The sequence below is a fragment of the Georgenia satyanarayanai genome, from assembly GCF_009193135.1.
Taxonomy (GTDB): Bacteria; Actinomycetota; Actinomycetes; order Actinomycetales; family Actinomycetaceae; genus Oceanitalea; species Oceanitalea satyanarayanai.
On sequence record NZ_VUKC01000014.1, the window covers coordinates 19568 to 45018 of the forward strand.

General features: G+C 74.5%; 17 protein-coding genes. 13 read left to right on the forward strand and 4 right to left on the reverse strand.

Going from position 1 to position 25451, the window contains the following annotated elements; translation table 11 throughout:
• Window positions 1-42: 42 nt before the first annotated feature.
• Genes GD632_RS12995 through GD632_RS13010 form a run of 4 tightly spaced genes read left to right on the forward strand, consistent with a single transcriptional unit; the run spans window position 43 to window position 6125 of the window.
• On the forward strand, window positions 43-1338 hold the full coding sequence (locus tag GD632_RS12995) for a nucleotide sugar dehydrogenase (protein WP_152192642.1): 1296 nt from the start codon (window positions 43-45) through the stop codon (window positions 1336-1338).
• A gap of 7 nt (window positions 1339-1345) precedes the next feature.
• Window positions 1346-3316, forward strand: coding sequence for a DUF6541 family protein (locus GD632_RS13000; protein WP_152192643.1), 1971 nt, complete (start codon window positions 1346-1348; stop codon window positions 3314-3316).
• 38 nt (window positions 3317-3354) lie between these two features.
• On the forward strand, window positions 3355-5568 hold the full coding sequence (locus tag GD632_RS16270; RefSeq protein WP_226924863.1) for a glycosyltransferase: 2214 nt from the start codon (window positions 3355-3357) through the stop codon (window positions 5566-5568).
• Complete coding sequence (locus tag GD632_RS13010) at window positions 5565-6125, forward strand: hypothetical protein (protein WP_152192644.1); 561 nt, start codon at window positions 5565-5567, stop codon at window positions 6123-6125. The genes GD632_RS16270 and GD632_RS13010 overlap by 4 nt, the downstream gene beginning before the upstream one ends.
• A 43-nt stretch (window positions 6126-6168) precedes the next feature.
• Here the strand turns inward: GD632_RS13010 and GD632_RS13015 are convergent, their stop codons facing one another.
• Complete coding sequence (locus GD632_RS13015; RefSeq protein ID WP_152192645.1) at window positions 6169-9474, reverse strand: glycosyltransferase; 3306 nt, start codon at window positions 9472-9474, stop codon at window positions 6169-6171.
• A gap of 37 nt (window positions 9475-9511) precedes the next feature.
• Window positions 9512-10588 carry an ATP-grasp fold amidoligase family protein gene (locus GD632_RS13020; RefSeq protein ID WP_152192646.1) on the reverse strand — a complete coding sequence of 359 codons (1077 nt, stop codon included), beginning with the start codon at window positions 10586-10588 and terminating at the stop codon, window positions 9512-9514.
• Window positions 10589-10711: 123 nt separating this feature from the next.
• Between GD632_RS13020 and GD632_RS13025 the strand changes: the two genes are divergently transcribed.
• Together GD632_RS13025 and GD632_RS13030 are read left to right on the forward strand one after the other, a co-directional pair.
• Window positions 10712-11107 carry a hypothetical protein gene (locus GD632_RS13025; RefSeq protein WP_152192647.1) on the forward strand — a complete coding sequence of 132 codons (396 nt, stop codon included), beginning with the start codon at window positions 10712-10714 and terminating at the stop codon, window positions 11105-11107.
• Window positions 11108-11111: 4 nt separating this feature from the next.
• Window positions 11112-13319: a glycosyltransferase family 2 protein gene (locus GD632_RS13030; RefSeq protein ID WP_152192648.1), complete on the forward strand. Its 2208-nt coding sequence runs from the start codon at window positions 11112-11114 to the stop codon at window positions 13317-13319.
• Window positions 13320-13335: 16 nt separating this feature from the next.
• Here the strand turns inward: GD632_RS13030 and GD632_RS13035 are convergent, their stop codons facing one another.
• Both GD632_RS13035 and GD632_RS13040 read right to left on the reverse strand, forming a co-directional pair.
• The gene (locus tag GD632_RS13035; protein ID WP_152192649.1) at window positions 13336-14808 is read right to left on the reverse strand and encodes a glycosyltransferase; all 1473 of its coding nucleotides are present in this window, start codon (window positions 14806-14808) and stop codon (window positions 13336-13338) included.
• Complete coding sequence (locus GD632_RS13040) at window positions 14805-17951, reverse strand: glycosyltransferase (RefSeq protein ID WP_152192650.1); 3147 nt, start codon at window positions 17949-17951, stop codon at window positions 14805-14807. Before GD632_RS13040 ends, GD632_RS13035 begins: the two co-directional genes overlap by 4 nt.
• A 278-nt stretch (window positions 17952-18229) precedes the next feature.
• Between GD632_RS13040 and GD632_RS13045 the strand changes: the two genes are divergently transcribed.
• From GD632_RS13045 to GD632_RS13075, 7 genes are all read left to right on the forward strand, one after another.
• Window positions 18230-19036 (forward strand): ABC transporter permease, encoded by an 807-nt coding sequence (locus tag GD632_RS13045; RefSeq protein ID WP_226924864.1) that lies wholly within the window; start codon window positions 18230-18232, stop codon window positions 19034-19036.
• Window position 19037: 1 nt separating this feature from the next.
• Window positions 19038-20120 (forward strand): taurine ABC transporter substrate-binding protein, encoded by a 1083-nt coding sequence (locus GD632_RS13050; RefSeq protein ID WP_152192652.1) that lies wholly within the window; start codon window positions 19038-19040, stop codon window positions 20118-20120.
• On the forward strand, window positions 20117-20884 hold the full coding sequence (locus GD632_RS13055; RefSeq protein ID WP_152192653.1) for an ABC transporter ATP-binding protein: 768 nt from the start codon (window positions 20117-20119) through the stop codon (window positions 20882-20884). Before GD632_RS13050 ends, GD632_RS13055 begins: the two co-directional genes overlap by 4 nt.
• Before the next feature lie 174 nt (window positions 20885-21058).
• Window positions 21059-22321 carry a nucleotide sugar dehydrogenase gene (locus GD632_RS13060; RefSeq protein ID WP_152192654.1) on the forward strand — a complete coding sequence of 421 codons (1263 nt, stop codon included), beginning with the start codon at window positions 21059-21061 and terminating at the stop codon, window positions 22319-22321.
• Window positions 22318-23211, forward strand: coding sequence for an ABC transporter permease (locus GD632_RS13065; RefSeq protein ID WP_152192655.1), 894 nt, complete (start codon window positions 22318-22320; stop codon window positions 23209-23211). The genes GD632_RS13060 and GD632_RS13065 overlap by 4 nt, the downstream gene beginning before the upstream one ends.
• Window positions 23198-24196 carry an ABC transporter ATP-binding protein gene (locus tag GD632_RS13070; protein WP_152192656.1) on the forward strand — a complete coding sequence of 333 codons (999 nt, stop codon included), beginning with the start codon at window positions 23198-23200 and terminating at the stop codon, window positions 24194-24196. Before GD632_RS13065 ends, GD632_RS13070 begins: the two co-directional genes overlap by 14 nt.
• Window positions 24193-25317: a glycosyltransferase gene (locus GD632_RS13075; RefSeq protein ID WP_152192657.1), complete on the forward strand. Its 1125-nt coding sequence runs from the start codon at window positions 24193-24195 to the stop codon at window positions 25315-25317. The genes GD632_RS13070 and GD632_RS13075 overlap by 4 nt, the downstream gene beginning before the upstream one ends.
• Window positions 25318-25451 lie beyond the last annotated feature (134 nt).

Genomic DNA, 25451 nt, shown 5'->3' on the forward strand with positions numbered 1-25451 from the left:
CACCCGGGTCCGGACCGGCTGGACCGGGAGGTGAGGGACGCCATGCGGATCGCCGTGGTCGCACTGGGCAAGATCGGGCTGCCGCTGGCGGTGCAGTTCGCCGACGCGGGCCACGAGGTCGTGGGTGTGGACGTCCAGCAGTCGGTGGTGGACCTCGTCAACGCCGGGACCGAGCCGTTCCCGGGGGAGGCGCACCTGCAGGAGAAGCTCGCCGAGCTGGTGCCCGCCGGGCGGCTGCGGGCGACGACGGACTACGCGCAGGCCGTGCCGGGCGCTGACGCCGTCGTGCTCGTGGTGCCGCTGTTCGTGGACGAGGCGACGGGCCGGCCGGACTTCGGGTGGATGGACGCGGCGACGCGCTCGCTGGGCGAGCACCTGACGCCCGGGACGCTCGTGTCCTACGAGACGACGCTGCCGGTGGGGACGACCCGGGGCCGGTGGAGGCCGATGCTCGAGGAGGTCTCGGGCCTGACCGAGGGGGAGGACTTCCACCTCGTCTTCTCCCCGGAGCGGGTGCTCACCGGGCGGGTGTTCGCCGACCTGCGCCGCTACCCCAAGCTCGTGGGCGGGCTCAGCGAGGCCGGTGCGGCGCGCGCCGCGGAGTTCTACGAGGCGGTGCTGAGCTTCGACGAGCGCCCGGACCTGGCCCGCGCCAACGGGGTGTGGGACATGGGCAGCGCGGAGGCGGCGGAGATGGCCAAGCTCGCCGAGACCACCTACCGGGACGTCAACATCGGGCTGGCCAACCAGTTCGCGGTCTTCGCCGACAAGGCCGGCATCGACGTGTACGCGGTCATCGAGGCGTGCAACTCCCAGCCCTACTCCCACATTCACCGGCCCGGGATCGCGGTGGGCGGGCACTGCATCCCGGTCTACCCGCGCCTGTACCTGTCCACCGACCCCGACGCCTCGATCGTGCGGACCGCGCGGGAGCACAACGCCGCCATGCCGGGCTACGCGGTGGACCGGGCCGCGGAGCTGCTCGGGGACCTGTCGGGCCTGCGCGCGGTCGTGCTGGGTGCCGCCTACCGCGGCGGGGTCAAGGAGACGGCGTTCTCCGGGGTGTTCGCCACCGTGGCGGCGCTGCGCGAGCGGGGGGCGGCGGTCTCGGTGCACGACCCCATGTACACCGACGCCGAGCTCACCGCGCTGGGCTGGGAGCCCTACCACCTGGGCGAGCCGGCCGACGTCGCCATCCTCCAGGCCGACCACGCCGACTACCGCGGCCTCACCCCCGCCGACCTGCCCGGGCTCCGCCTGCTCGTGGACGGGCGCCACATCACCGACCCCGCCGCCTGGGCCGGCACCCCCCGCATCGCCATCGGCGCCGGCCGCTGAGCACCGCATGAGCTGGTGGGCCCTGGTGCCGGACGCGCTCGCCCTGGCACTGCTCGCCGTCGTGCCGGGCGCGCTCGCGCTCCGGCTCCTCGGCGTCCGCGGCCTCGCGGCGCTGGCCGCCGCGCCGCCGGTGACCGTCGCGGCGCTGGGCGTGCTCAGCGTGCTGCTCGCCCGGCTCGGCGTCGCGTGGCGGCTGCCGGCGGTGCTCGCCTGCCTCGCCCTCATGCTCGCCGTCCTCGGCGGGCTCGCGTGGCTCGTCACCCGCCGTCGGGCCGCCGACGACGGCGCGTGGCAGCCCGGTCCGCTCGGCACCCGCCGCGGGCTCGCCGTGGCGGCCGGCACGGTGGCGGGCGCCGTCCTCCTGGCCGTGCCCTTCGTCGCCACCCTGCCCGGCCCCGACGCGCCGCTCCAGCAGTGGGACGCGGTCTTCCACCTCAACGCGCTCGTCACCGCGCGGGAGACCGGGGTCGTCACCCCGCTCGGGGGCCTGGCCCCGCTCTACGGCAACGGCACGCTGGCGCCGTACTACCCGACGGGCTGGCACGCGCTCCTCGCCCTCGCCCCCGGCGCCTCGGTGCCGGCGGTCACCAACGCCGGGGTGCTCGTCCTCGGCACCGGGGTCTGGGTGCTCGGTCTCGCCGGCCTGGCGCGCGAGGTCTTCCCCCGTCGCGCCCTGCCGGCCGTGCTGGCCCCGCTGCTCGCCGCCGGCTTCGTCGCCTACCCCGCCGTCCAGCTCACCGTGCTCGCCCAGCTCGCCAACGGTCTGTCCACCGCCCTGCTGCCCGGCGCGGTCCTCCTCGTGCTCCGCGCCGTGCGCGCCGTCCAGGGGCGGGCCGGGGCGCCGGCCGTCGCCGGGAGCGTCGTCGCCGCGGCCGCCGGGGTGGGCGGCGTCGTCGTCGCGCACGCGAGCGGGCTGTTCTCCCTCGCGCTCGTCGCCGGCCCGCTCGTCGTCGGGGCGCTGGGCGGCTGGGCGGTGCGGCTCCTTCGTCGGGGACGCCGCGCCGCCGGCGGCGCGGTGCTCGCGGCGCTCGCGACCGCCGTCGTCGGCGTCCCGGTGGTGCTGGCGAACGTCGACGCGCTGTCCTCCGTCGTCGGCTTCGAGCGCGCCAGCGGCCGCAGCCACGCCGCCGCGCTGCGCGAGGTCCTCCTCGACCAGACGCTCGCCCACGGCTACCCGGGCGACGGTCGTGGCCACCTCGCCGTCACGGCAGCCACGGTCGTCGGGGCGGTCCTGCTCGTCCTGCACCGCCGCCACCGGTGGCTGGTCGCCGCCCTCGTCCTCCCGGTGGCGCTCGCGGTCCTCGCCGCCGGGCCGGCCGACCACCCGCTGCGCTGGCTCGCGTCCTTCTGGTACACCCAGGCCGGCCGCATCGCCCCGGTCGCGGTCGTCCCCGCGGTCCTCCTCGCCGCGTACGCGCTCACGACGGCGGTCGACGCCGTCCGGCGGCGTGTCCCGGCCCGCGCGGCGGGGCACCTCGCCCTCGCGGCGGTGCTCGCCGTCGTCGTCGGGACGGCGGTGGCGCGCCTGCCCCTGCAGGCCCGGGTGGTCGCCAGCGCCTACGTCCCGGGCGAGCTGGCCTGGGGGACGATGGCGACGGCGGAGGAGCTGGCGATGATGCGGGAGCTGGACCTGCCGGCCGGCGCGGTCGTCGTCGGGGACCCGTTCAACGGCTCCGCGCTGCTGCCCGCCGTGGCGGGGGTGGACGTCGTCTTCCCCCAGCTGGGGGCCAGCGGGATGTCCCCGGCGCAGCGCGTCCTCCAGGAGGGGCTCGCCGCCGTCCACGAGGACCCGGCCGTGTGCGCGGCCCTCACCGACGTCGGTGCCACCCACCTCTACCAGGACACCGCCACGGTCGAGGACGGCGCCAAGCTCGACGACCGCACCGCCGCGATGCGCGGCGTCGACGTGAGCGAGGGCTTCACCGAGGTCGCCCGCGCGGGAGAAGCCGCCGTCTACAGCATCGACACCTGCGGCTGACGTCCCCGGGGGCGGGGTGGTGGCAGGATGTGGGGACCATGAGCACCACCAGCCGCGAGGTCGACGTCCTCATCATCTCCGACCTCCGTTTCCCCGGCGGGACCTCCCACAGCATCGCCACGGAGATCGAGGCCCAGCACGCCGCCGGCTACACCACCGGCCTGCTCCAGCTCAACGGCCCGCTCGTGCGCAAGGCGCGGGGCGTCAACCCGGCCGTCGCCGCGCTCGTGCGTGAGGGCAAGGCCCGGCTCCTCGTCGGGCCGCGGCCGGTCGCCGCGCGCCTGGTCGTCGTCCGCCACCCCGGGGTGCTCCAGGCCGCGGCCGCGCAGCTGCCGCCGGTCACGGCCGCGCACGTCGTCGTGCTCGCCAACGCCGGGCCGCGGGACACCGACGGCACGGTCGTCTACGACGTCGCCGCTGCGGACCGCGCGGCGCGCGAGCGGCTGGGCCGGGAGCCGCTGTGGGCGCCGATCGGCCCGCTCGTGCGCGAGGAGATCCGGGCCGAGGTGCCCGCGGACCGGCTGATGACCGAGGACTGGGTCAACGTCATCGACGTCGACTCCTGGGCGCGGCCCCGCACCGCGTGGGCCGCGGACCGCCCCGTCGTGGGCCGCCACAGCCGGCCGTCGGCGCAGAAGTGGCCGCGTGACGCCGACACGCTCACGGCCGTCTACCCCGTCGACGGCTCGTGGACCGTGCGGGTCCTCGGCGGCGCCGACCCCGTCGAGCGGGTCCTCGGCCGCGTCCCGAAGGCGTGGGAGGTGCTGCCCTTCGGGGCGATGACCCCGCAGGACTTCCTCGCCGGCCTCGACTTCTTCGTCTACTACCACGACCCCCGGTGGGTGGAGGCCTTCGGCCGCACCATCCTCGAGGCGCTGGCCAGCGGCGTGCCGGCGGTCCTGCCCCCGCACTTCCGCGCCCTGTTCGGGGACGCGGCCATCTACGCCGAGCCCGGGGAGGTGCGCGGCGTCGTCGAGCGGCTGCGCGCGGACCGGGCCGCCTACGAGGAGCACGCCCGCCGCGCCGGGCAGGTGACCCGCGAGCGCTTCAGCTACCAGACGCACGTGCGCCGGGTGGAGGCCCTGGCCGGCCCGCCCGCCGCCGACGGGCCCCGGGCGCCCGCGCCCGCGGCACCGGCCCCCGCGGCCGGCACGCCGCTCGTCCGCCCCCGCGCCGACGACGACGCCCCCCGCGTCCTGCTCATGTCGAGCAACGGTGCCGGGATGGGCCACCTCACCCGCCTGTTCTCCTACGCCCGCCGCCTCGACGGTGACGCCCGCACCTACCTCCTGTCGATGTCCCAGGCCGTCCCGGTCGCCGCGCGGCTCGGCCACCCCTACGAGTACCTGCCCTCGGCGAAGGCGCTGGGGATGCCGCCGGGCCGGTGGCGCGGGATGTTCGTCGACCGGGTGAGCGAGACGATCCGGCGGGTCCGCCCCGACGTCGTCGTCTTCGACGGCACGTGGCCCTACCAGGGCGTGGACGAGATCCGTGACAAGAACCCCCACGCCCGGTGGGTGTGGTCCCGGCGCGGGATGTGGCGCGCGGGCCTCAACACCGAGCAGATCGCCAAGGCGGCGTGGTTCGACCGGGTCCTCGAGCCGGGTGACCTCGCCGCGGAGTACGACGCCGGGGCGACCGTCGGTGAGCCCGCGCACCGCGTCGGACCGGTCACCCTCCTCGACGTCGCCGACCTCGAGAGCCGCGAGGAGGCCCGGTCCGCGCTCGGCCTGCCGCCGGAGGGCCCGCTCGCTCTCGTCTCGCTCGGTGCGGGCAACATCAACGACACCTCCGGGGACCTCGGAGCGGCCGCCGCCGCCCTGGCGGCGCTGGGCGTGGGGGTGTGCGTGACGGTCCCGGAGATCGCGGCGTCCGGCGGCCCCGCGGGAGGCGACGTGCACCTCGTGCGCGACTACCCGCTCTCCCGGCGCTACCGGGCCTTCGACCTCGTCATCAGCGCGTCGGGGTACAACTCCTTCCACGAGCTCCTCCGGCTCGGCGTTCCCGCGCTCCTCGTCCCGAACACGGCCACCTCGCTGGACGACCAGGAGGGCCGCGCCCGGTACGCCGCCGAGCACGGCTGGGCGCACACGCTGCCCGCGCTCAGCGTCGCCGAGGCCCAGCCGCTCCTGGCGGACCTCCTCGCCAACGGCGCGCAGATGGCCGCCCGCGCCCAGGCCGCCGACCCCGGCAACGGGGCGCCGGAGGCGGCCCGGCTCCTGCTCGACCTCGCGACGGGAGAGACCCGATGAGCCCGCTCCCCGCCCGCGCCGCCCGCCTCGCCCAGGGCCTGGTCCGCCGCGTGCGGGCCAACCCCACCGCCGAGCGGCTCGGCGGCCGCGTCGCCGGGCGCGTCCGCGACAGCCGCACCGCCCGCGAGGTGGTCTCCCGCGTCTTCGACCTCGACGTCACCGTGGGCGGCTCCGTCTTCCTCTCCGCCGGCCGGCTCCTCGGGGGGCAGGGCCTGGACAACCTGCCCGTCGTCCTCGTCCTCCTCGTCGGGGCCGCCGACGACGACGTCCCCGAGCTCCTCGAGAAGGTCGCCCAGGAACAGGTGCTCACCGGCGGGTTCCGTCCGGTCGTCGTCCTCGACTCCGACCACTTCGGTGCGGTCCGTCAGTACGGCTGGCCGGTGGACTTCGTCGTGCCGCGGAGCGCCTGGACCGACCCCGAGGTGGCGTGGCGCGACTACCTGCGCGAGCGCCTGCGGGCCATGCGCCGCGGGTACGGCGCCGTCGCGCTCGTCGAGCTCGGCGAGCCCGACGGCCTCGGGCTCGACGTGCTGGCGAGCATGGGCGCGGCCGGCTAGAGCTCCCGGGTGGGCCCGGGGTGGACGACGCGCGCGCCGTCGCTCACCGCGCCACCGGCACGCCCCGCCGGGCGCGGAGCTCGGCCACGGCCTCCGTCAGCCGGGCGGCGCGTGCGTCGAAGGTGTGCTCGCCACGGACCCGGACCCCGAGCTCCCGGCGCGCCTCGGCGCGTTCGGGCGTCTCGCTGAGCTGGCTGCGGATGGCGGTGGCGATGTCGCGCTCCCCGCCGTAGGTGAGCACGACGTCACCGAAGACGTCCGCGATCTCCGGGAGGTCGTCGCTGACGACGCGGGCGTCGCAGGCGGCGAGGTCGAAGAGCCGGTTGGAGAGCAGCCCCATGTCCCGCATGTCGTCCCAGTGGTCGTTGAGGACGACACCGGCGGCGCTGTAGACCGCGGGCAGCTCGGCGTTGGGGATGTAGGTGCCCTTCCAGGCGCCGTCGGGCAGCTGGCCGTCCCAGCGCAACCCGTAGACCGCCGGCACGATGCCGGCCTGGAGAGCGGCCGCCACGCTGGGGCGCACCCCGCGGGCGTTGGCGACGACGAGGACGTCGTGCGCACGGTGGCGGTCGGGCTCCACCGGGTGGAAGCGGTGCTGGTCGGTGCACTGGAGGAGCGGCTCGACCGGGCGGCCCAGACGCCGCCCCATGGTGTGGCACCAGCGCGGGGACGCGCCGAAGGCGAGGTCGTAGCCGGCCAGCTCGCCGGCGCTCACCCGGTCGGGGTGGCTGATCACCCAGGCGACGTTGGTGTGCCCCGGGTTGGCCTCGTAGGTCGCGACACCGCGCAGCTGGAGCACGACGTCGTCGAGGTGGGACGTCGGCCGGTACCAGGAGTCCTTGCAGTCGATGGACACCTCGTGCCCGAGGCGCTCGAGGGAGTCGCGCAGCGACTCGGCGAAGTGCCAGTCGCCCCAGTTCGTGCGGCGCTCGACGGTGGGCGCCCCGATCTTGATCGCCCAGCGCAGCGGGCGCTCGGGACGGTCGTGGACGAGGAGCGGCCGGGGGGCGACCTGGGTGTTGCGGGCCCGGTCGAAGCCGACGAGCCGGTAGCCGGGCAGTGTCGTCGCCGGGTCCGAGGCGGGCCGGCCGGCCTCGAGGAGCAGCTCGCGCTCGCGGCGCTGGTTGTCCCGGGCACGTCGGAGCCCGGTCTCCGTCGTGGAGTCGGTCACCGGTCTGAGCCACGCGACGCGGCTCGAGGGCACGCACACCGCCGACCTGCCGGTCACCTGCCGCACCCGCGCGGAGAGCTCCCCGCCGTAGATGTCGTCGCGCACCAGCGGGTCGAAGCCGCCGGCCGCTGCGACGTCGGCCCCGCGGACGGCGACGGCGGCGGCGCTCACCGCGGCGACCTCACGCTCACCGCGCAGCTCCGGGGCGTCGCCCCCGAAGCCGGACCAGGGCAGGTACCAGTCGCCGCTGGCGAGGTACTCCACCCCGGCCGACCAGACCTCACCGCCGGGGGAGAGGACGAGGGGCTGGGCGACGGCGTGGACCCGCAGCGCCTCGCGGAGCGGGGCGTCCCACCCCGGCTCGGTCCACAGGCCGTGGTGGAGGAAGACGACGTCCCGCCCCCGTGTGCGCCCGAGCCCGGCGTTCCGAGCGAGCTCCATCGGCAGCGGCTGGGAGAGGCGCACGAGCACCACCTCGGGGTGCGCGCCGAGCCGGGCGTGCAGCTCGACGAAGACGCCGGGCTCGGACGTCGCGTCGACGACGACGACCTCGACGGGGCCGTCGGCCGTGGCGAGGAGGCGCCGGACCGAGGTGAGGACCGTGTCGGCCGTGGCGGTCCGGGGCACGGTGACGACGACGCTGAGCAGCTCCTCGTCGCGGGCAGGGGCGTCCCGGACCACCGCGTCGAGGTCGACGAGCGTCTTGTGCAGCACGGCGTACCGGTAGGCCATGGGCTCGTGGGTGGTGATCCGCTCGCCCTCCTCGGTCCACACGTCGTACTCGGTGGCGATGATGGGGAGGAAGGTGAAGTCGGTGCGCTCGGCGAGCCGGACGAGCAGGTCCCAGTCGACGTAGCGACGCAGCGACTCGTCGAAGCCGCCGACCTCGTCGATGAGGGAGCGCTCGTGGACGAACACGATCCCGTCGATGTAGTTGCGCTCGCGCAGGTGCGCCCGGTTGAAGGGCAGGCCGCGGTACAGACGCCGGCCCTCCCCGCCCTGCTCGACGAGAGCCGTCACGGCGTAGGCGACGCGGTCCCCGGAGTGGACGAGGTGACGCACCATGAGCTCGAGGAAGTCGGGCACCCAGGTGTTGTCGGAGCCGAGGTAGGCGACGTACCGGCCGGTCGCACGCTGCACACCGGAGTTGTGGGCCGCCGCGACCCCCCGGTTGACGTCGTGGCGGACGACCTCGATCCGCTCGTCCGAGGCGTACCGTTCGAGCAGGGCCGGGGTGTCGTCCTCGCTCCCGTCGTCGACGACGACGAGCTGCCAGTGCGGGTAGGTCTGCGCGAGCACCGAGTCGATCGTCGCCCCGAGCAGGTGGGCGCGGTCCTTGGTCGGCACGACGACGCTGACCGTCGGCGGGTCGGGCGGCAGCGGCCGCGAGCGCAGCTCGGCCTTGACCCGGGCCTCCAGCTCGGTGTCGAAGGACGCCCGGTCCCGCTCGACGTGCTCGAAGCCCCGGGTGTCGAGGAGGACCTGCGCGGCGGCCCGGGCGGCGGCGAGAAGCTCGGCCGGCTGGTCCCAGGGCTCGCCGGTGGCACCGTCGGAGGAGCCGAGGGCCCGCCCCGCGGACAGGAAGTGGGCCAGGGGGCCGCCGGGTGCGGTGCCCGACTCGGGGTGGCCGGCCAGGTAGGACGCCGCGTCGAAGAGCGGGTGGGGGGAGCGTCCCGCCTCGGCTCCGAGGTCGAGGTAGTGGAGGAAGGGCCGGCGCGCGACCTGGACCTGCTCCTTGGCGGTGCGGGCGGGCTGGGAGGCGTAGTGCCCGGGGACGAACGCCGGGTGCGGGGAGAGCCCGCGAGCGTCGCCGTGGTCGACGAGGTGGGCCGCGGGATCGGCAGCCGCGTCGGTCCTCGCGGCCGGCTCGAGCTGCGCGAGGTACCAGTCGGGGTCGAACAGCCCGCTCTCCTGCACCAGCCGCACGGCGCGTGCCCGGGAGGGCGGGATCCAGCCGGGCCGAGGGCGCCGGGCGGACTCGCGCAGCTCACGGTTCTCCCGGCGCAGCTCCCCGCGAGCGTCCTGCAGCCGGCGCACGTCCTCGAGCAGCGCACGACGCTGCTCGCGCAGCTCGTCGGCCTTCTGCTCGCGCTGCTTCGCCGCGCGCCGTAGCTCGTGGATCTGCGCGTCACGCTGCGCGATCGGCGGGAGCCGTCGCATCCATGCCTTCACCGCCATGCCATCCCATCCCTCCGCGGACCGGTCACCCGCGATGCTACGTGGGTCGGCCGACCCGCTGGGCCCAGGCAGGGGCGACCGGTGCCACGGTCGTGGGCGGCATGGGGGCCGTCACGGTGGGGTCGTGGTGTCCGCGGAGGACGGAGAAGGGGCGCCCCTCGGAGAGGTCGAGCTGGAGCCGGGCCTCGGCCCGGTCGTAACGGGTGCCGAGCTCCTCGTCCCACCGCCGGGTGAAGGTCTGCGAGTCGCCCGGGAGCGGGGTGAGCTCACCGAGCACGACGCCCTCGCCGGCGGCGTACAGGTCGACCCGGACGACGGGCAGGGGAACGGCGAGGGAGAGGGCGGAGGCGATCTCCGTCATGAGCGGGAGCTGGGCGGGCACCCCGAGGGAGGTGTCGTACGTCCGTCCCTGCTGCACCGTGCCGAGGTCCGTGCCGTCGGGCCCGACCATGCGCACGCGCGCCACCGACGTGTCGGCGTGGACGGGCATCCGGCGGAGGAGGACGAGCGCGACCTCGCCGTAGAAGGCATAGATCTTGACGTCGTCGGGCAGCTGCTCCTCGGAACCGGGGAGGAGGGTCTCGGCGAAGAACGGCGCCCGGGCACCACGGGCGGCGGTGTAGTGCGCCACGATCCCCTCGCGGGTGTACTGCGCGCTCCCGTCGAGGAGCTCGAACCCGGTGCCGGTGCGCCGCAGGGGCAGCACACCGCGTCCGGTGGAGCCGCCGTTGCTCTTGAGGACGAACTGCGCGGGCAGGGAGTCCCAGTCGATGTCCGCGGGCGTGGGCCACACGCCGAGCACCTGCGGGGTGCTCACCCCGTGGCTGCGCGCCACCTCGTAGTTGTGCAGCTTGAGGAAGAGGTTGTGGCGCGCGTGGGTGTGCGCCCGGTCGTCCCGTGCGACGACGTCCTGGACCCGCTGCTGCTCGAGGATCCGCGTGTGCCACGACGCGACGCGAGGGCGGTACCGGGGTGGGGGTGGGGGCGGGGGTGGCGGGGGCGGGGGGACGGCGAGGCGACGCTCGAGCTTGTCCACCTGCCGGCGCAGCTGCCTGATCTGCGCATCGCGCCTCGCCACGGGCGGGAAGCGGCGAAGCAGGTGACGAAGGGTCATGAGGGGATTGTGTCAGGTGTCGGCGTGGCGATCGGTGACGCGTCACCGGTCCGGGCGCCGGGCGACCTGACGACCGACCGGGGCCGCTGTGTAACCTGAGGCGGTCGTCGAGAGGGGTTCTTCGTGAAAAAGCTCGCCGTTGCCGCACTGGTGATCCTGGTGCTCGTCATCGGTGCCGCGGTCGCCTACGACCGAGGGGCCGGCGTGCTGACGATCGGCCTTCTCGGCCTCGTCGCAGGAGCGGGGACGCTCGCCGCGATCGACGCCAACCAGAAGGTCCGGCGCCAGCAGCGTCACTTCAGCCGGTGGCAGAAGGCCTCGGAGCGGCGGATGAGCGTCGTCGAGGAGGAGCTCCTGCGGCGCGGCGCGCACGTGGAGGCGGCCACCCAGGACGACGTGCTCGGCACCGTCAGGCTCATGCAGGAGCAGTACCTCGGGCGGCTGGACCGGGCGCGGGGCGAGCTCGAGCAGGCCGCTGCGGCACTCCGCGGGGCCGCCGGCACCACGCGCCCGGAGTGAGACCGTGAGCCGTGACGTCGTCGGCGCGTACGCGACGGCCGCCGCCGCGAGCCCGAGGACCCTGGCCCGGGCACTGGTCCGGACGAAGTCGCGCGCCGGGCGCGACGTCCTCGCCGCGCTCGCCGCGGACCGTCGGCTGACCTCGACCCAGCTCGAGGACCTGGGCCGCCGGTACCTCGAGGGGACGCCTCCGGGGCTCCCGCTCGACCCGCGGCGCGTGCTGGACCTCGCCCGTGTCGTTGCGCTCCAGACCGACGAGCCCGACGACCGGTCCGCGGCGCTCGGCCTCCTGTCGTGGGTGAGCGACGAGCACGCTCACCTCCTCGGGGAGCGGGAGGCGACCCTGCTGCTCCAGCTCGCCGTCAAGGAGCGCCGCTTCCCGCGGGCCGACGCGGTCCTCGCGAACGTGCCCGTGGCCACCGGCGCCGGTCGCCTGGCCGCGGCCGACCTCGCCAACCCGTGGCTGCGTCCCGGTGCCGAGGAGGCTTCCTGGCTCGCGGCGCTCAACGCCGCCCTCTTCGGCCCCGACGCCGTCCAGGCCGGTCTCCTGCCCGACGGCGACACGCCCTTCGACCGGCTGACGACGACGAGCGCGCAGCGGGTCGCGCACGAGAAGAAGATCACCGTCGTCATCAGCTGCTTCAACCCCGACCGCCACCTCCTCACCGCGGTGCGTTCCGTCCTCGAGCAGACGTGGCAGAACATCGAGCTCTTCGTCGTCGACGACGCCTCGCCGTCGCCCGCCCCGGGCGTCCTCGAGGAGGTCGAGCGCATGGACGCGCGCGTGACGGTCGTCCGCAAGGCCGTCAACGGGGGCACCTACCGCGCGCGCAACACCGCCCTGCGCCTGGCGACGGGCGACTTCTTCACCTGCCTCGACTCCGACGACTGGGCCCACCCCCAGCGGCTCGAGCTCGGGGTGCGGCCGATGCTCGAGGACGAGAGCCTCGTCGCGACGCGGAGCCTGGGCGTGCGGGCCACCGAGCAGATGGAGCTGGGCCGGGTCGGCTACGGCGGGCGTTTCAAGGCCGCCTCCTCGCTCATGATCAGGGTCTTCCCGGTCGTCAACCGGGTCGGGTTCTTCGACCCGGTGCGCAAGGCCGCCGACAACGAGTACGCGCTGCGCGTCGAGTCGGCCTTCGACGGCAAGGTCGTCGACGTCCCGACCCACGCGCTCACCGTGCTGCTCGCCGATGCCGGCTCGCTCTCCGCGTCCGACTACTCCTCGGGGTGGCGCCACCCCGCGCGCTCGGAGTACCTCGAGGCGTACTCCGAGTGGCACCGCCAGGTGGGCCGGCGGGAGGCCGCGAGGTTCCTCGCGCCGCACGGACCGCGGCCCTTCCCGGCGCCGCGCCGCTGGGAGCGCCACCCGCAGGACGGGGAGGCGGGGCGGGAGCTGGACGTCGTCGTCCTGGCCGACTGGCGGGAGGACTGGCTGCAGCCCGGCACCCTCGACCGGCTGCACGCCTACGTGGCCGGCGGTCGGCGGGTGGGCCTCGTCCACCACGAGTCGCTGGTCGAGCCGGTGGCCGAGGAGCGCCCCCTGGCGCGACCGGTCCGTGAGCTCGTGCAGCGGGGCGTGGTCGAGCGTGTCTACCTCGACGACGCCCGGCACGCGGTCCTCACCGTCGTCGCCGACCCCCGCGTCCTCCAGTTCCCCCCGCTCCTCTCGCCGCGTCTCACGAGCGGCCGCGTCGTCGTCGTCGAGCAGGCCGCGGACCACTACACGACGGCCGACGTCGAGCGCCATGTGCGCGAGCTCCTCGGCGCCGACCCCGAGTGGGGTGCGTGGCCGGCGGCCCCGGACCCGGCGGAGCTCGTCGCGGGCGTCCCGGCTGCCGCGGGGACCGTCGACCTCGGCGACACCCCCGAGGCGACGGGCGACCTCACCGTCGGCTCCTGGCTGCTGCGTGAGCCCGCCGACGCGGAGCGGGGCGCCCGCCTCAGCGTCGTCCGCCGCGTCGGCGTGCCGGGGGGTGGCCCCGAGACGCGCGAGCTGAGCGACGCGTGGGCAGCCGGGGCGGCTCCCTGGGAGGAGACCGCCACCGACTGGCTCGACCGCTCCCCGGGTGCCGTCGCCGTCGCGGTGCGGACGGCGAGCGCGCTGCGTGTCGTCGTCGCGGCCGGGCTCCGCGCGGAGGCGACGGGGGCCCACGGGATCCGGATCGTGCCTGACGGCGCCGGCTCCCGCCTGCTCGTGCTGCACGGCTGACGAGCGGCCGGGGGTGTCAGCGGCGGGCGGTGAGCTTGCGCCTGACCCGGCCGAGCAGGCGGCGGAGGCGGGCGCGCGCGGGGACCGGCCTGGTCGCCGGCGAGGCCTTCAGTGTCGGGGCCGGCTTCTCGCCGAGCGCGATCATCCCCTGCGCGGTCACGTGGAAGACGGCCGCACGCACCCCCAGCGACTCCGGGCTCACGGCCTCGGGCTCCGGCACGGTGCCCTCACCGGTGGCGTGGGCGCGCCGGAGGACCGAGCGCGTGGTCTCCACGGTGAGGTGGCGGCCGGGAGCGACCTCGGCGCGGACACCGCCGCCCTCGGTGATCTTCTCCAGCGCCCGGCCCACCGTCTCCCGGTCCAGCACGAGGCCGGCCGTCACGCGGGCGGTCACGGGAGAGGGGTACCCGGACCCCGGGGCCGCCTCGGTGAAGGAGACCCGGGCGTCGGCGGCGAAGTAGTCGTGGAGCCAGCGGGGCAGCGTGGCGGAGCCGGGCAGCGTGACCGTGAGGTCGGTGTGCCCGGAGGCGAGCAGGCTGTCGGTGGTGACCTGGACGTCCTCGGGTGCCGCGCCGTCGGTCTCGACGACGACGTGCACGCCCGGCACCGTCCACTGCCGACCGGTGTTCTGCGGGCGGAACAGCGGGATGGGGAGGAGGTTCGCCGCCAGGCCGGTGCGCTCACGCTTGATCTCGTCCCCGCGGGAGACGAAGTTGCGGGCGCCCTGGTGGTAGGCCGTCGTCTTCCAGTCCGGGATGATGACGCCGCCGGAGGTGAGGGCGCGGTACCCGAACTCCGTGTCCACGATCCCCCGCAGACCGAGCGGGGCGAACCCCCCGGTGCGGAGGTAGAGGTCTCGCCGCACGGAGACATCGGCTCCGACGACCGCGACGAACGAGTCCGCGACGTCCTGCGTGAGGTACCGCCGCTCCTTGACGAACGCCTCCTGCCAGCCGTGGCGCTTGCGCTCCCGTCCCTCGAGCAGCTCACCGAGCGCGTCCCCGGACACGGCCCGCGCGACGTCGTCGGGGGTGATGCCGTCGAAGTCGACGAACCACTTGCGGCCCAGGACGACGGCGTGCGGCGTCACGTGGTGCCAGCGGGCGTGCGACTCGAGGTGCGCGGCGCTCACGACCATGTCGGCGTCGAGGAAGACGATGACGTCCGCGTCGGTGCTGCGCGCCCCGCGTTCCCTGGCGCGTCCGGAGCCGTGCTCCTGGGCCTCCTCCACCCGCAGCACGCGGGTGCCGGCCGGAGCGAGCCCGTGGACGGTCAGCGGGAGGGGGGAGGCGTCGTCGACGACGACGACCTCGGTGAGCTCCGCGGGGTAGGTCTGCCGGCCGAGCGCGGCGAGTGTCCGGTCGAGGTCCTCCTGGCAGTCGCGGGCCGGGATGACGACACAGACCCGCAGGGTCGGCTCGAGCTCGCCGAGGGCGGGCACGGGCAGGTCCCCCCACTGCTGACCGGTCACGGTGTGCTGGGTCGTCATGCGCGCTCCTTCCGCAGCTCGGCCACCTGCTCGGCGATCTGCCGGGCGCGGGCGTCGAACGTGTGCTCCCGCCGGACGAGCTCGCCGAGCGCGCGGCGTGCCTGCTGCCGCTCGGGGCTGTCGGCGAGGACGTCGCGGACGAGGTCGGGCAGCTCGGCGGGGTCCCGGTAGGTGGGGACCGCGTCGCCGAGCACCTCGGGGATCTCGGGCAGGTGGTCGCTGACGAACCGGGCCTCGCAGGCGGCGAGGTCGAACAGGCGGTTGGACAGCAGCCCGTCGCGGCGCATGTCCTCCCAGTGGTCGTTGAGGACGACCCCGGCGGCCCGGTACACGCCCGGGAGCTCGTCGTTGGGCACGTTCTCGCCCCGCCACGCGCCGGCCGGGAGCAGCCCCTTCCAGCGGTAGCCGTAGACGGCGGGCACGATCCCGCCCTCGAGCGCGGCGGCCACGGCGGGGCGGGGCCCGCGGGCGTTGGCGACGGCGAGCACCTCGTGGACGCGCTCGGTGTCGGGCGGGCCGGGCGCGAAGCGGCGGTGGTCGGTGCACTGGAGGAGCGGCACGGCGGGCTGGTCGAGCTTGCGGCTCACCCGCTCGCACCAGCGGGGGGAGGCGCCGAAGACGGCGTCGAACTCGCGGAGCTCGGAGACGGTGACCTCGTCGGGGTGGCTGATGACCCAGATGAGGTTCACGTGCGCCGGGTTGACCCGGTAGGGGCCGCGGCCGCGCAGGACGAGCGTGACGTCGTCGAGGTGGGCGGTGTCGCGGTACCAGGCGTCGCGGCAGTCGATCGTCACCTCGTGGCCCAGGCGCTCCAGGGAGTCGCGCAGCGCGACGGCGAAGTGCCAGTCACCCCAGCGCGCGCGCCGCGGCACGTCCGGCGCACCGATCTTGATGGCCCAGCGCAGCGGGCGCTCGGGACGGTCGTGGACGAGGAGGGCGCGCAGCCGCTCGTCGGCGTCGCGGGCGAAGCCGGCGACGGCGTAACCGGCGAGATCCGCCGGCTCGGCACCGTCCCACCCCTGCGCGAGGCGGTGCTCGTTGTCGGCGGCCGAGACGAACCGGGAGGCGCGGGTGCGGGGCAGCTCGTCGCTCGTGAGGGCGACGACACTGGTGCCGGCGAGCCCGCCGGGCCGCCCGGTCCGGCGCGCGAGCCGCACGGACAGGTCCGGGCCGACGTGGTCCTGGACGAAGAGCGGGTCGAAGCCCTCGACGGCGAGGAAGTCGGCGGCCCGCACCGCGACGGCGAGCGGGGTGACGGCGGGGACCTCGCGGGTGCGGCGCAGCTCGGGGGCGTCCCCGGCCAGGCCGGCGAGGAGCGGTGCGGCGTTGCCGTCCCGTGTGCGCATCGCGCCGGCCGACCACACGGTGCCCTCGCGGGCGAGCACGAGCGGCTGGACGGCGCTGTGCCGCTCGAGCGCGTGGACGAGCGGGCCGTCCCAGCCGGGCTCCGGCCACAGCGCCTCGGGCAGGAAGACGAGCACGCCGCCGCGGGCGGTGCAGGCTCCGACGTTGCGGGCCACCTCCATCGGCAGCTCCTGGCTCAGCCGCACCACCCGGGCCCGCGGCTCGGACCACAGCGCGAGCTGGAGCTGGGTGGCGTCCCCGGCCTCGAGGCGGCTGTCGACGACGACGACCTCGACCGCCCGCTCCGCGGTGCGCAGCAGCCGGCGCACCGTCGTCAGGACCGTCGCGAGCTCCTCGTTGGCGACGACGACGACCGAGGTGAGGCCCGGGTCGCGCTCCGCGGCGCGCGCGGCGTCCCAGTCGACGAGGCTGCGCTGGCGGATGAGGTAGCGGTAGCTGGCGAGCTCGTCGGTGGTGATGCGGTCGGTGCCCGTCTCCCACAGGTCGTAGCGCGTGGCGATGAAGGGTGCGAAGCCGAAGTCGGTGACCCGGGCGAGGCGGATGAGGTAGTCCCAGTCGACGTTTCGGCGCAGCGACTCGTCGAAGACGCCGACCTCCTCGAGCAGGCTGCGCTCGTGGAGGATGACGATGCAGTCGATGTAGTTGCGCTCGAGCAGTGCCTCCCGGGAGTAGGGCATCCCGCGGAAGCGACGCCGCTCCTTGCCGCCCTGCTCCTCGAGCCCCGACATCGCGTAGGCGGCACGCAGCCCCTCACGCTGGACGAAGCGCACCATGAGCTCGAGGAAGTCCGGTTCCCAGGTGTTGTCGGAGTCGAGGAAGGCGACGTACTCCCCGGTCGCGGCGGCCAGGCCGGTGTTCCGTGCCGCCGCCACCCCGCGGTTCGTCTCGTGGGTGACGAGGCGGACCCTCGGGTCGCGCAGGAAGGGGACGAGGGCCTCGGGCGTGCCGTCCCGGCTGCCGTCGTCGACGACGACGAGCTCCCACCGCGCGTAGGTCTGGTCGAGGACCGACTGGAGCGCCGTCGGCAGGACCGTGGCGCGGTCCTTGCTCGGCACGATGACGCTGACCAGCGGCTCCTCGCCGAGCGGCGTGGCGCGCAGCCCCGCCTTGAAGGCCGCCTCGGCCTCGGTGTCGAAGGCGCCGGTCTCGCGCCGCAGGTGCTCGTACCCGCGGGTGGCGAGGATGCTGCGCGAGGCCTCCCGCGCCGCCTCGAGGAAGGCCGCGGGCGAGGTGAGCCCGGGGAGGTCCCGGACCGCGACGGGAGGCGCCTCGTGCCCGGCGAGGAAGTGGCCGAGCGGGCCGCCCGGGTGACGCACGGCCTCGGCGTGCGCCTTGGCGTAGTGGTCGGCCCGGAAGCCGGGGTGCGGTGAGACCCGCGCCCGGGCGCCGACGCGGAGGTAGTGGACGAGTGCCGGCCCGCGGAGCTTGTCCGGGGTCTGCGGCTGCTCGACGTACCAGTCGGCGTCGAAGCAGGGGTGGGGGGAACGGCCCGCGCGGTGCCCCTCGGTGAGGTAGTGCTCGAGGGCGTCGGCCGCCCCGGGCACCTGCTCGCGGTACCAGGCCTCGTCGAAGAGACCGCTGGCGCGCACGAGCTCGGCCTGGGCGGTGGTGCTGCCGTAGTCCAGCCCGTCCGGCTCCGGGTTGTCCGCCCGGGGGACGCGGCCCCCCAGCTTGGCGACCTCCTGCTGCAGCGTGCGGTTGCGGCGCTTGAGCTCCTTGAGCTGGGCGTCGCGCCGGGCGATCGGTGGGATCCGGCGAACCAGGCTCGTGAGCCGCACGTGGGGACCTCCGTAGACGACGGGTGATGACGGGCGGGACGCCTGGCACGACTCTACCGGGCGCCCAGATCCCGGCCCGGCGCGGCCCGGGCGGAGGCCGGAGGTTATGCTTCCGACCCGTACGAGGACGCGCGGGTCGCTGCGGCGGCACGCTCCCGGGGAAGGACACCGCGATCAGCGCCACCGGCGAGTCACGGGCAGACGACGCCACGACCGACGCACCCGAGCTCGCCGAGGACGCGCGTTCTGGGCAGGTCGTCGAGCGGCACCGCCGGGCGGTGCGGACCCGCACGCGCCGTCGTCTCGTGCTGCAGCTCGGCTCCCTCGTCGTCGTGCTCGCCGCGTGGTGGGCGGTGACGGCGGCGGGCGTCGTGCGCCCGCTGTACCTGCCGGGGCCCGGCGCCGTGTGGGACGCGTTCGTGCGGGCGAACTCCTGCTACGAGGCGGGCACGCGCGTGCTGTGCGGCGAGCAGGGCTACTTCATGTGGGAGCACCTGCTCGCGTCCTTCCGCCGGATCGGGGTGGGTGTGGGCGCCGCCATCGTCCTGGGCCCCCTGCTCGGCTTCCTCATGGGAGCGAGCCGGTGGTTCAACGCGGTGAGCGAGCCCTACCTCAACTTCCTGCGCGCGCTCCCTCCGCTGGGCTACATCGGTCTGCTCATCGTGTGGTTCGGCATCGGTGACCTCTCGAAGTACTGGCTGCTGTTCCTCGCCGCGTTCCCGCCGATCGCGATCGCCACGATCAACGGGATGCGCGGCATCCAGACCGACCGCGTCCACGCCGCGGAGTCGATGGGCGCCAGCCGGTGGCAGGTGGTCACGCAGGTCATGCTCCCCTCGACCCTGCCCGAGATCCTCTCGGGCATCCGGATCGCCGTGGGCTTCGCCTGGACCACCGTCGTGGCAGCCGAGCTCAACAACGGCATCCCCGGCATCGGTGGTCTCGCCTACATCGCGGGCACCCAGCTGCAGACGGCGCTGACGATCGCCTGCATCATCGTCATCGGACTGTGCGCGGTGGCGCTCGACACCGCGTTGAAGTACCTGACCCGAGCGCTCGTCCCCTGGTACGGAAAGGCGGCCTGACATGGCCCCCCAGCTCATCCGCCGCTCGGCCGGCGCCCTGGCCGCGGCCGGCGTCCTGGCCCTGGGAGCCTGCGCGACCGCGCAGGAGGCCGCCCAGGACGCCGCCACCGAGACCGCCTCCGGGCAGCCGCAGGAGGCGTGCCCCGTCGAGGTCGACGAGAGTGTCACCGCGGAGGTGGAGATCGCCTTCCAGCCCATCCCCAACGGTGACCTCGTCGTGCGTGACGCCGGCTGGCTGGAGGCGTGCCTCCCCGAGGCGACGATCTCGTGGAGCCAGTTCGCCTCCGGTGCGGAGGTGGTCCAGGCCTTCGGCTCGGGCAGCGTCGACATCGGGCTCGTCGGCTCCAGCCCGATGGCCAAGCTCGTCTCCCCCGAGGTGGGCATGGACGCCCAGGTGGTGTGGATCCAGGACGTCATCGGGGAGGCCGAGTCACTCGTCTCCCGCACCGGTGCCCAGTCACTCGAGGACCTCGCCGGGGCGACCGTCGCGGTGCCCTACGGCTCGACCGCGCACTTCTCCCTCCTCAACGCGCTGGGAGAGGCGGGGCTCGAGCCGGGGACCGACCTCACGCTCATCAACCTCTCCCCGGACGCCATGGTCGGTGCCTGGGAGCGAGGGGAGATCGACGCGGCCTGGGTGTGGAACCCGACGCTCGAGGTGCTCCTCGAGAGCGGCGAGATCGTCCTGTCGAGCGAGGACACGGCGGCCGCGGGCACGCCCACCTACGACCTCACCGCGGCGACCACCGAGTTCATCTCCGCCAACCCGGAGTTCATGGCCACGTGGACGGCGCTGCAGGACGAGGCCGTCCGGGTGATCCGGGAGGAGCCGGAGCGGGCCGGTGAGGCCATCGGTGCCCAGCTCGGCGTCGCGCCCGAGGAGGCGACCGAGCTGCTCGAGGGATACGTCTACCTGCGCGCATCCGAGCAGGCCGGCGAGGAGTACTTCGGTGGCAAGCTCGGGGAGGACCTCGTCCGGACGGCCGACTTCCTCCTCGCCCAGCAGGAGGTCTCCGAGATCGCGCCGCCGGGGGTGTACGAGCAGGCCGTCTACGCCGACGCCATCGACACGGTGGCGCCGTGACGCTCACGCTGGAGCAGGTGTCCCACCGCTACGTCACCGAGCGCGGGGAGGTCGTCCACGCGGTCTCCGACACGACCGTCACCATCCCCGACGGCCAGTTCGTGTGCGTCGTCGGCCCCTCCGGCTGCGGCAAGACCACGCTGCTCAAGATGCTCGCCGGGTTCCTGCGGCCCACCGGCGGGAGCGTGACGATGGACGGGCAGCCCATCACCGCACCGTCCCCCGAGCGCGGCGTCGTCTTCCAGCACCCCAACCTCTACCCGTGGCTCAGCGTGCGCAAGAACGTCGAGCTCGGGCTGAAGTTCCAGGGGGTCGCGGCGGGGGAGCGGGCCGCGCGCAGCGGCGAGCAGCTCGAGCGGGTGGGCCTGGCGCGTTTCAGCGACGCCCGCCCCTACGAGCTGTCCGGCGGGATGCAGCAGCGCGCGCAGATCGCCCGGGTCCTCACCAGCGACCCCGGCGTCATCCTCATGGACGAGCCCTTCGGTGCCCTGGACGCCCTCACCCGCGAGCAGCTCCAGGCGGACCTGCTCCGGATCGCCCGCGAGGGGGGCAAGACGATCTTCTTCATCACCCACAGCGTCGACGAGGCCATCGTCCTCGGCGACCGGGTCCTCGTCATGTCCCCGCGGCCGGGCCGGGTGGTCCTCGACGTCCCCGTCGCCATCTCCCAGGCGCACGGCCGGACCCTGGACGCGGAGGAGCTGAGGGCGACCGAGGAGTTCCGCGAGATCCGGGAACGGGTCGCCACGGCGATCGTCCGCTGAGAGGCCGCTGGAGCGTGACGACCCCCACGGCCCTGGGTACTACGGCCCGGCGGATGCCCCAGAGTGCGCGTGTACGATGCTTGACGCAGATCGGCACACGCGGGTGACCCGCCGTGTGCCACGGTGCGGGCGGCAGGTTCGCTCCGGAACGTGCGAGACGACTTGGAGTTGCACATGACCGTGGACCTTGCCGTTGTGGGGCTGGGGTACGTGGGGTTGCCGCTGGTGTTCGAGGCGGTCCACGCCGGGATGTCCGTTCGCGGGTACGACGTGAACCAGGGCGTGGTCGACGGCCTCAACGGCGGCGTCTCGCACATCGACGACCTGGCCGACGAGCAGATCGCCGACCTCGTCTCGCGCGGCTTCGCGGCCACGACCGACGCCGCGGTGCTCGCCGAGGCCAAGCACGTCGTCATCTGCGTGCCCACCCCGCTGGCCGAGGACGGCGGCCCTGACCTGGGCCCGGTGCGTGCCGCGGTGGGCGACATCGCCCGGCACCTGCAGCCCGGCCAGGTCATCGTGCTGGAGTCCACGACGTACCCGGGGACCACCGAGGAGATCGTCCAGCCGATGCTCGAGGCCGGTGGCCTCAAGGCCGGCAGCGACTTCCACCTCGCGTTCTCCCCCGAGCGCATCGACCCGGGCAACGAGAAGTTCGGCGCGAAGAACACCCCGAAGGTCGTCGGTGGGGTGAGCCCGGAGTCCACCGAGGCCGCGGCCGCGTTCTACGGGCGTGTGGTGGACACGGTGGTGCGGACCAAGGGCACCCGCGAGGCCGAGATGGCCAAGCTGCTGGAGAACACCTACCGCCACATCAACATCGCGCTCGTCAACGAGATGGCCCGGTTCTGCCACGAGCTCGGCATCGACCTGTGGGACGTCATCGACGCCGCCAAGACCAAGCCCTTCGGCTTCCAGGCCTTCTACCCCGGCCCGGGCGTGGGTGGTCACTGCATCCCGATCGACCCGAACTACCTGTCCTACAACGTGCGTGCGCGCCTGGGCTACCCGTTCCGCTTCGTCGAGCTCGCCCAGGAGATCAACGCGACGATGCCGACGTACGTCGTCAAGCGCGCGCAGGACATCCTCAACGAGGACGGCAAGGCGATGAAGGGGGCGACCGTGCTGCTGCTCGGTGTCACCTACAAGCCGAACATCGCCGACCAGCGTGAGTCGCCGGCCGTGCCGGTGGCCAAGCACCTGCGGGAGAAGGGCGCCACGGTCGTCTTCCACGACCCGCACGTCCAGCAGTGGCGGTCCAACGGCTCGGTGACCGAGCGTGTCGCGGACCTGGACGAGGCGATCGCCAGCGCGGACCTCGTCATGCTCCTGCAGCACCACCGCGACTACGACATCGAGGCCCTGGCCGGCGCGTCCAAGCGTTTCTTCGACACGCGCGGCGTCGCGGCCGAGAGCCCGACGGTCCAGCGTCTGTGACCGCACCCGCACCGGCGGCGGGGGGCGACGCCCCCCTGTCGTCGGACGCCGCGGCGCAGCTCGCCGCCAGGTACGGGCTCGAGCGGGGCGGCGTCCGGCCCCCGCTGGGGCGCTACCTCAAGGAGACGTGGGCGCAGCGCCGGTTCCTCTGGACGCTGTCCTCGGCGCAGTCCTACGCGCGCAACCAGGACAACTACCTGGGGCAGCTGTGGGGCGTCCTCAATCCGCTGCTGCTCGCCGCCGCGTACTTCCTCATCTTCGGTCAGCTGCTGGGCCTGGACGCCGGTGTGGACAACTACGTCGGGTTCCTCGTCATCGGCCTGCTCGTCTTCATGTACAGCGCCGGGACGATGACCTCGGCCTCCAAGGCCATCTCGGGGAACCTCAGCCTCGTCCGGTCCCTCCGGTTCCCGCGCGCCGTGCTCCCGCTGTCGGTGACGCTGACGGAGTTCATCGCCTTCCTGCCGTCCCTGGCCGTCATCCTCGTCCTCGTCCTCGTGACGGGGGAGCCGATCACGGCCCACTGGCTGCTCTTCCCGGTGGCGATGGGGCTCATCGTCGCGATCAACGCGGGTATCGCGCTCATCGTGGCCCGGGTCGTCCACAGCTCCCGCGACCTGCGCAACCTCATCACGCTCGTGGTGCGGCTGCTGCGCTACGTCTCGGGCGTCTTCTTCAGCATCACCACCTTCGCCGGCCACGGGCTGGTGGGGACGGTCATGCTCTACCAGCCCTTCGCGGTCATCCTCGACATCGTCCGGCAGTCGCTGCTCTCGGACACCCCCTTCAACCCGACCACGTGGTACGTGGCCCTCGGGTGGGCGATCGTGCTGCCGGTCGTCGGGTTCATCTTCTTCTGGCGGGCAGAGGCGACCTATGGCCGTAACTGACGAGCGCAAGCCCTCACTCATCTCCTCGCACGTCGACGTCATCTACCGCGTCTACGGGGCGAAGAAGATGGGCACCGTGAGCGGGGCGCCGGGCAACGCGAGCCTCAAGCGGCTGCTCAAGGGGCGAGGGTCCATCGGTGGCGTGCGCGAGGTGCACGCGGTCAAGGACGTCTCCTTCGTCGCCTACCACGGCGAGTCGATCGGCATCGTCGGGCGCAACGGCTCGGGCAAGAGCACGTTGCTGCGCGCGCTCGCCGGCCTCATCCCGCCGACCAACGGCGAGATCTACACGGCGGGCACGCCCGCCCTGCTCGGTGTCAACGCCGTGCTCATGCGCGAGCTCAGCGGCGAGCGCAACGTCATGATCGGCGGCCAGGCGCTCGGCCTCACCGCCAAGCAGGTGCGCGAGAAGATGGACGACATCGTCTCCTTCGCCGGCGTCGAGGACTACATCGACCTGCCGATGAAGGCGTACTCCTCCGGCATGGCGGCGCGCCTGCGCTTCGCGATCTCCACCGCGGCCGTCCCGGACATCCTCATGATCGACGAGGCCCTCGCCACCGGCGACGCCGAGTTCCAGGCGCGGAGCCGCGAGCGGGTGGCGGAGATCCGCGAGGCGGCGGGAACGGTGTTCCTCGTCAGCCACAGCGACTCCACGGTCCGCGCCATGTGCGACCGCGCCCTGTGGCTCGACAAGGGGCGCCTCGTCATGGACGGCCCGGCGGGCGAGGTGTGCGACGCCTACCAGGCTGCCCGGTCCAAGGGGCCGAAGAAGGCGGCCGCCAAGAAGCCGGCCGCGAAGGCCCCGAAGGCGCCGGCTCCGGTGGCCGAGAAGCCCCCGGCGGCGAAGGCCCCCGCCGCGGCACCGTCCGCACCGGCCGAGCAGCCCGCGGCCGCCGCGCCGGCACCGGCCGACCCGCCGGCACCGCGCGAGACGCGCGCACCGGACACCGGGACGACGACGGCGGAGGACGCCCCGCGATGACGCCGCAGCGGCCGTCGGTCCTGGTGGTCACGGTCGTGCACCACCCGCAGGACGCACGCATCCGCCACCGGCAGGTCCCGGCCCTCCTCGCCGCCGGGTGGGACGTCACCTACGCGGCGCCGTTCGGCGGCTACGGACTACCCGCGCCGACGGACGCGCGGCACGGCGCGGGGCGGCTGCACTGCGTCGACGTGCCGCGGGCGACCGGTCGGCGCCGGCTCGGCGCGCTCCGTCACGCCCGCCGCCTCGTCCGGGAGCTGGGCGGGCAGCACGACGTCGTCCTCGTCCACGACCCCGAGCTCCTCCTCGCCGTCCCCCGCTCCGTGCGGCCGCGCACGGTGTGGGACGTCCACGAGGACACCGCCGCCGCCGTCGTCGCCAAGCCGTGGCTGCCGCGCCCCGCGCGGGCCCTGGCCGCCGGTCTGGTCCGCGGCGTGGAGCGCTGGGCGGAGCGTCACCTCACCCTCCTGCTCGCCGAGTACGGCTACCGCGAGCGGTTCAGCCGCGAGCACGTCGTCGTGCCGAACACGGTGCCGGTGCCGGCCGACGCCCCCGCCCCCGGGACCGACCGGGTGGTCTACCTCGGCAGCATCACCCTCGAGCGCGGCGCGCGGGAGGTGGTCGAGACGGGGCGCATCCTGCGCGAGCGCACCGGTGGCGCCCTCTCCACCCACGTCGTCGGTCCCGCGCACGGCCCCGCCGAGGAGCTCGTGCGCGCGGCGCACGAACGGGGAGACGTGCACTGGCACGGCTTCGTCCCCAACGACCGCGCGGGTGAGCTGCTCGACGGCGCCCTCGCCGGCCTCTCGCTCCTCCAGGACCTCCCCAACTACCGCCACAGCATGCCGACCAAGGTGCTCGAGTACATGGCGCACGGTGTCCCCGTCGTCACCACCCCGCTGCCGCTGGCACGTGACGTCGTCACGACGGCGGGGTCCGGCGTCGTCGTGCCCTTCGCCGACCCGGACGCCGCCGCCGACGCGGTCCTCGCGCTGCGTGCCGAGCCGGGGCGCGCGGCGCGCCTCGGGGCGGCAGGGCGCCGTGCCGCGCGCGAGCGCTACGACTGGGCCACGGTGAGCGGGGCGTTCGTCGCCGCCCTGCGCACCGCATCGCCTCGCTGACCGAGCGTTCGGTCAACCCGTGGACAGAACGTTGACGCCCCACTGTCACCATCAGTAGTGTGACGAACGCAATAATGTCGTTGCGCGAAACTTAATGACGAGCCTCGGGCAGCGGCAACCCCGCCCACATGGAA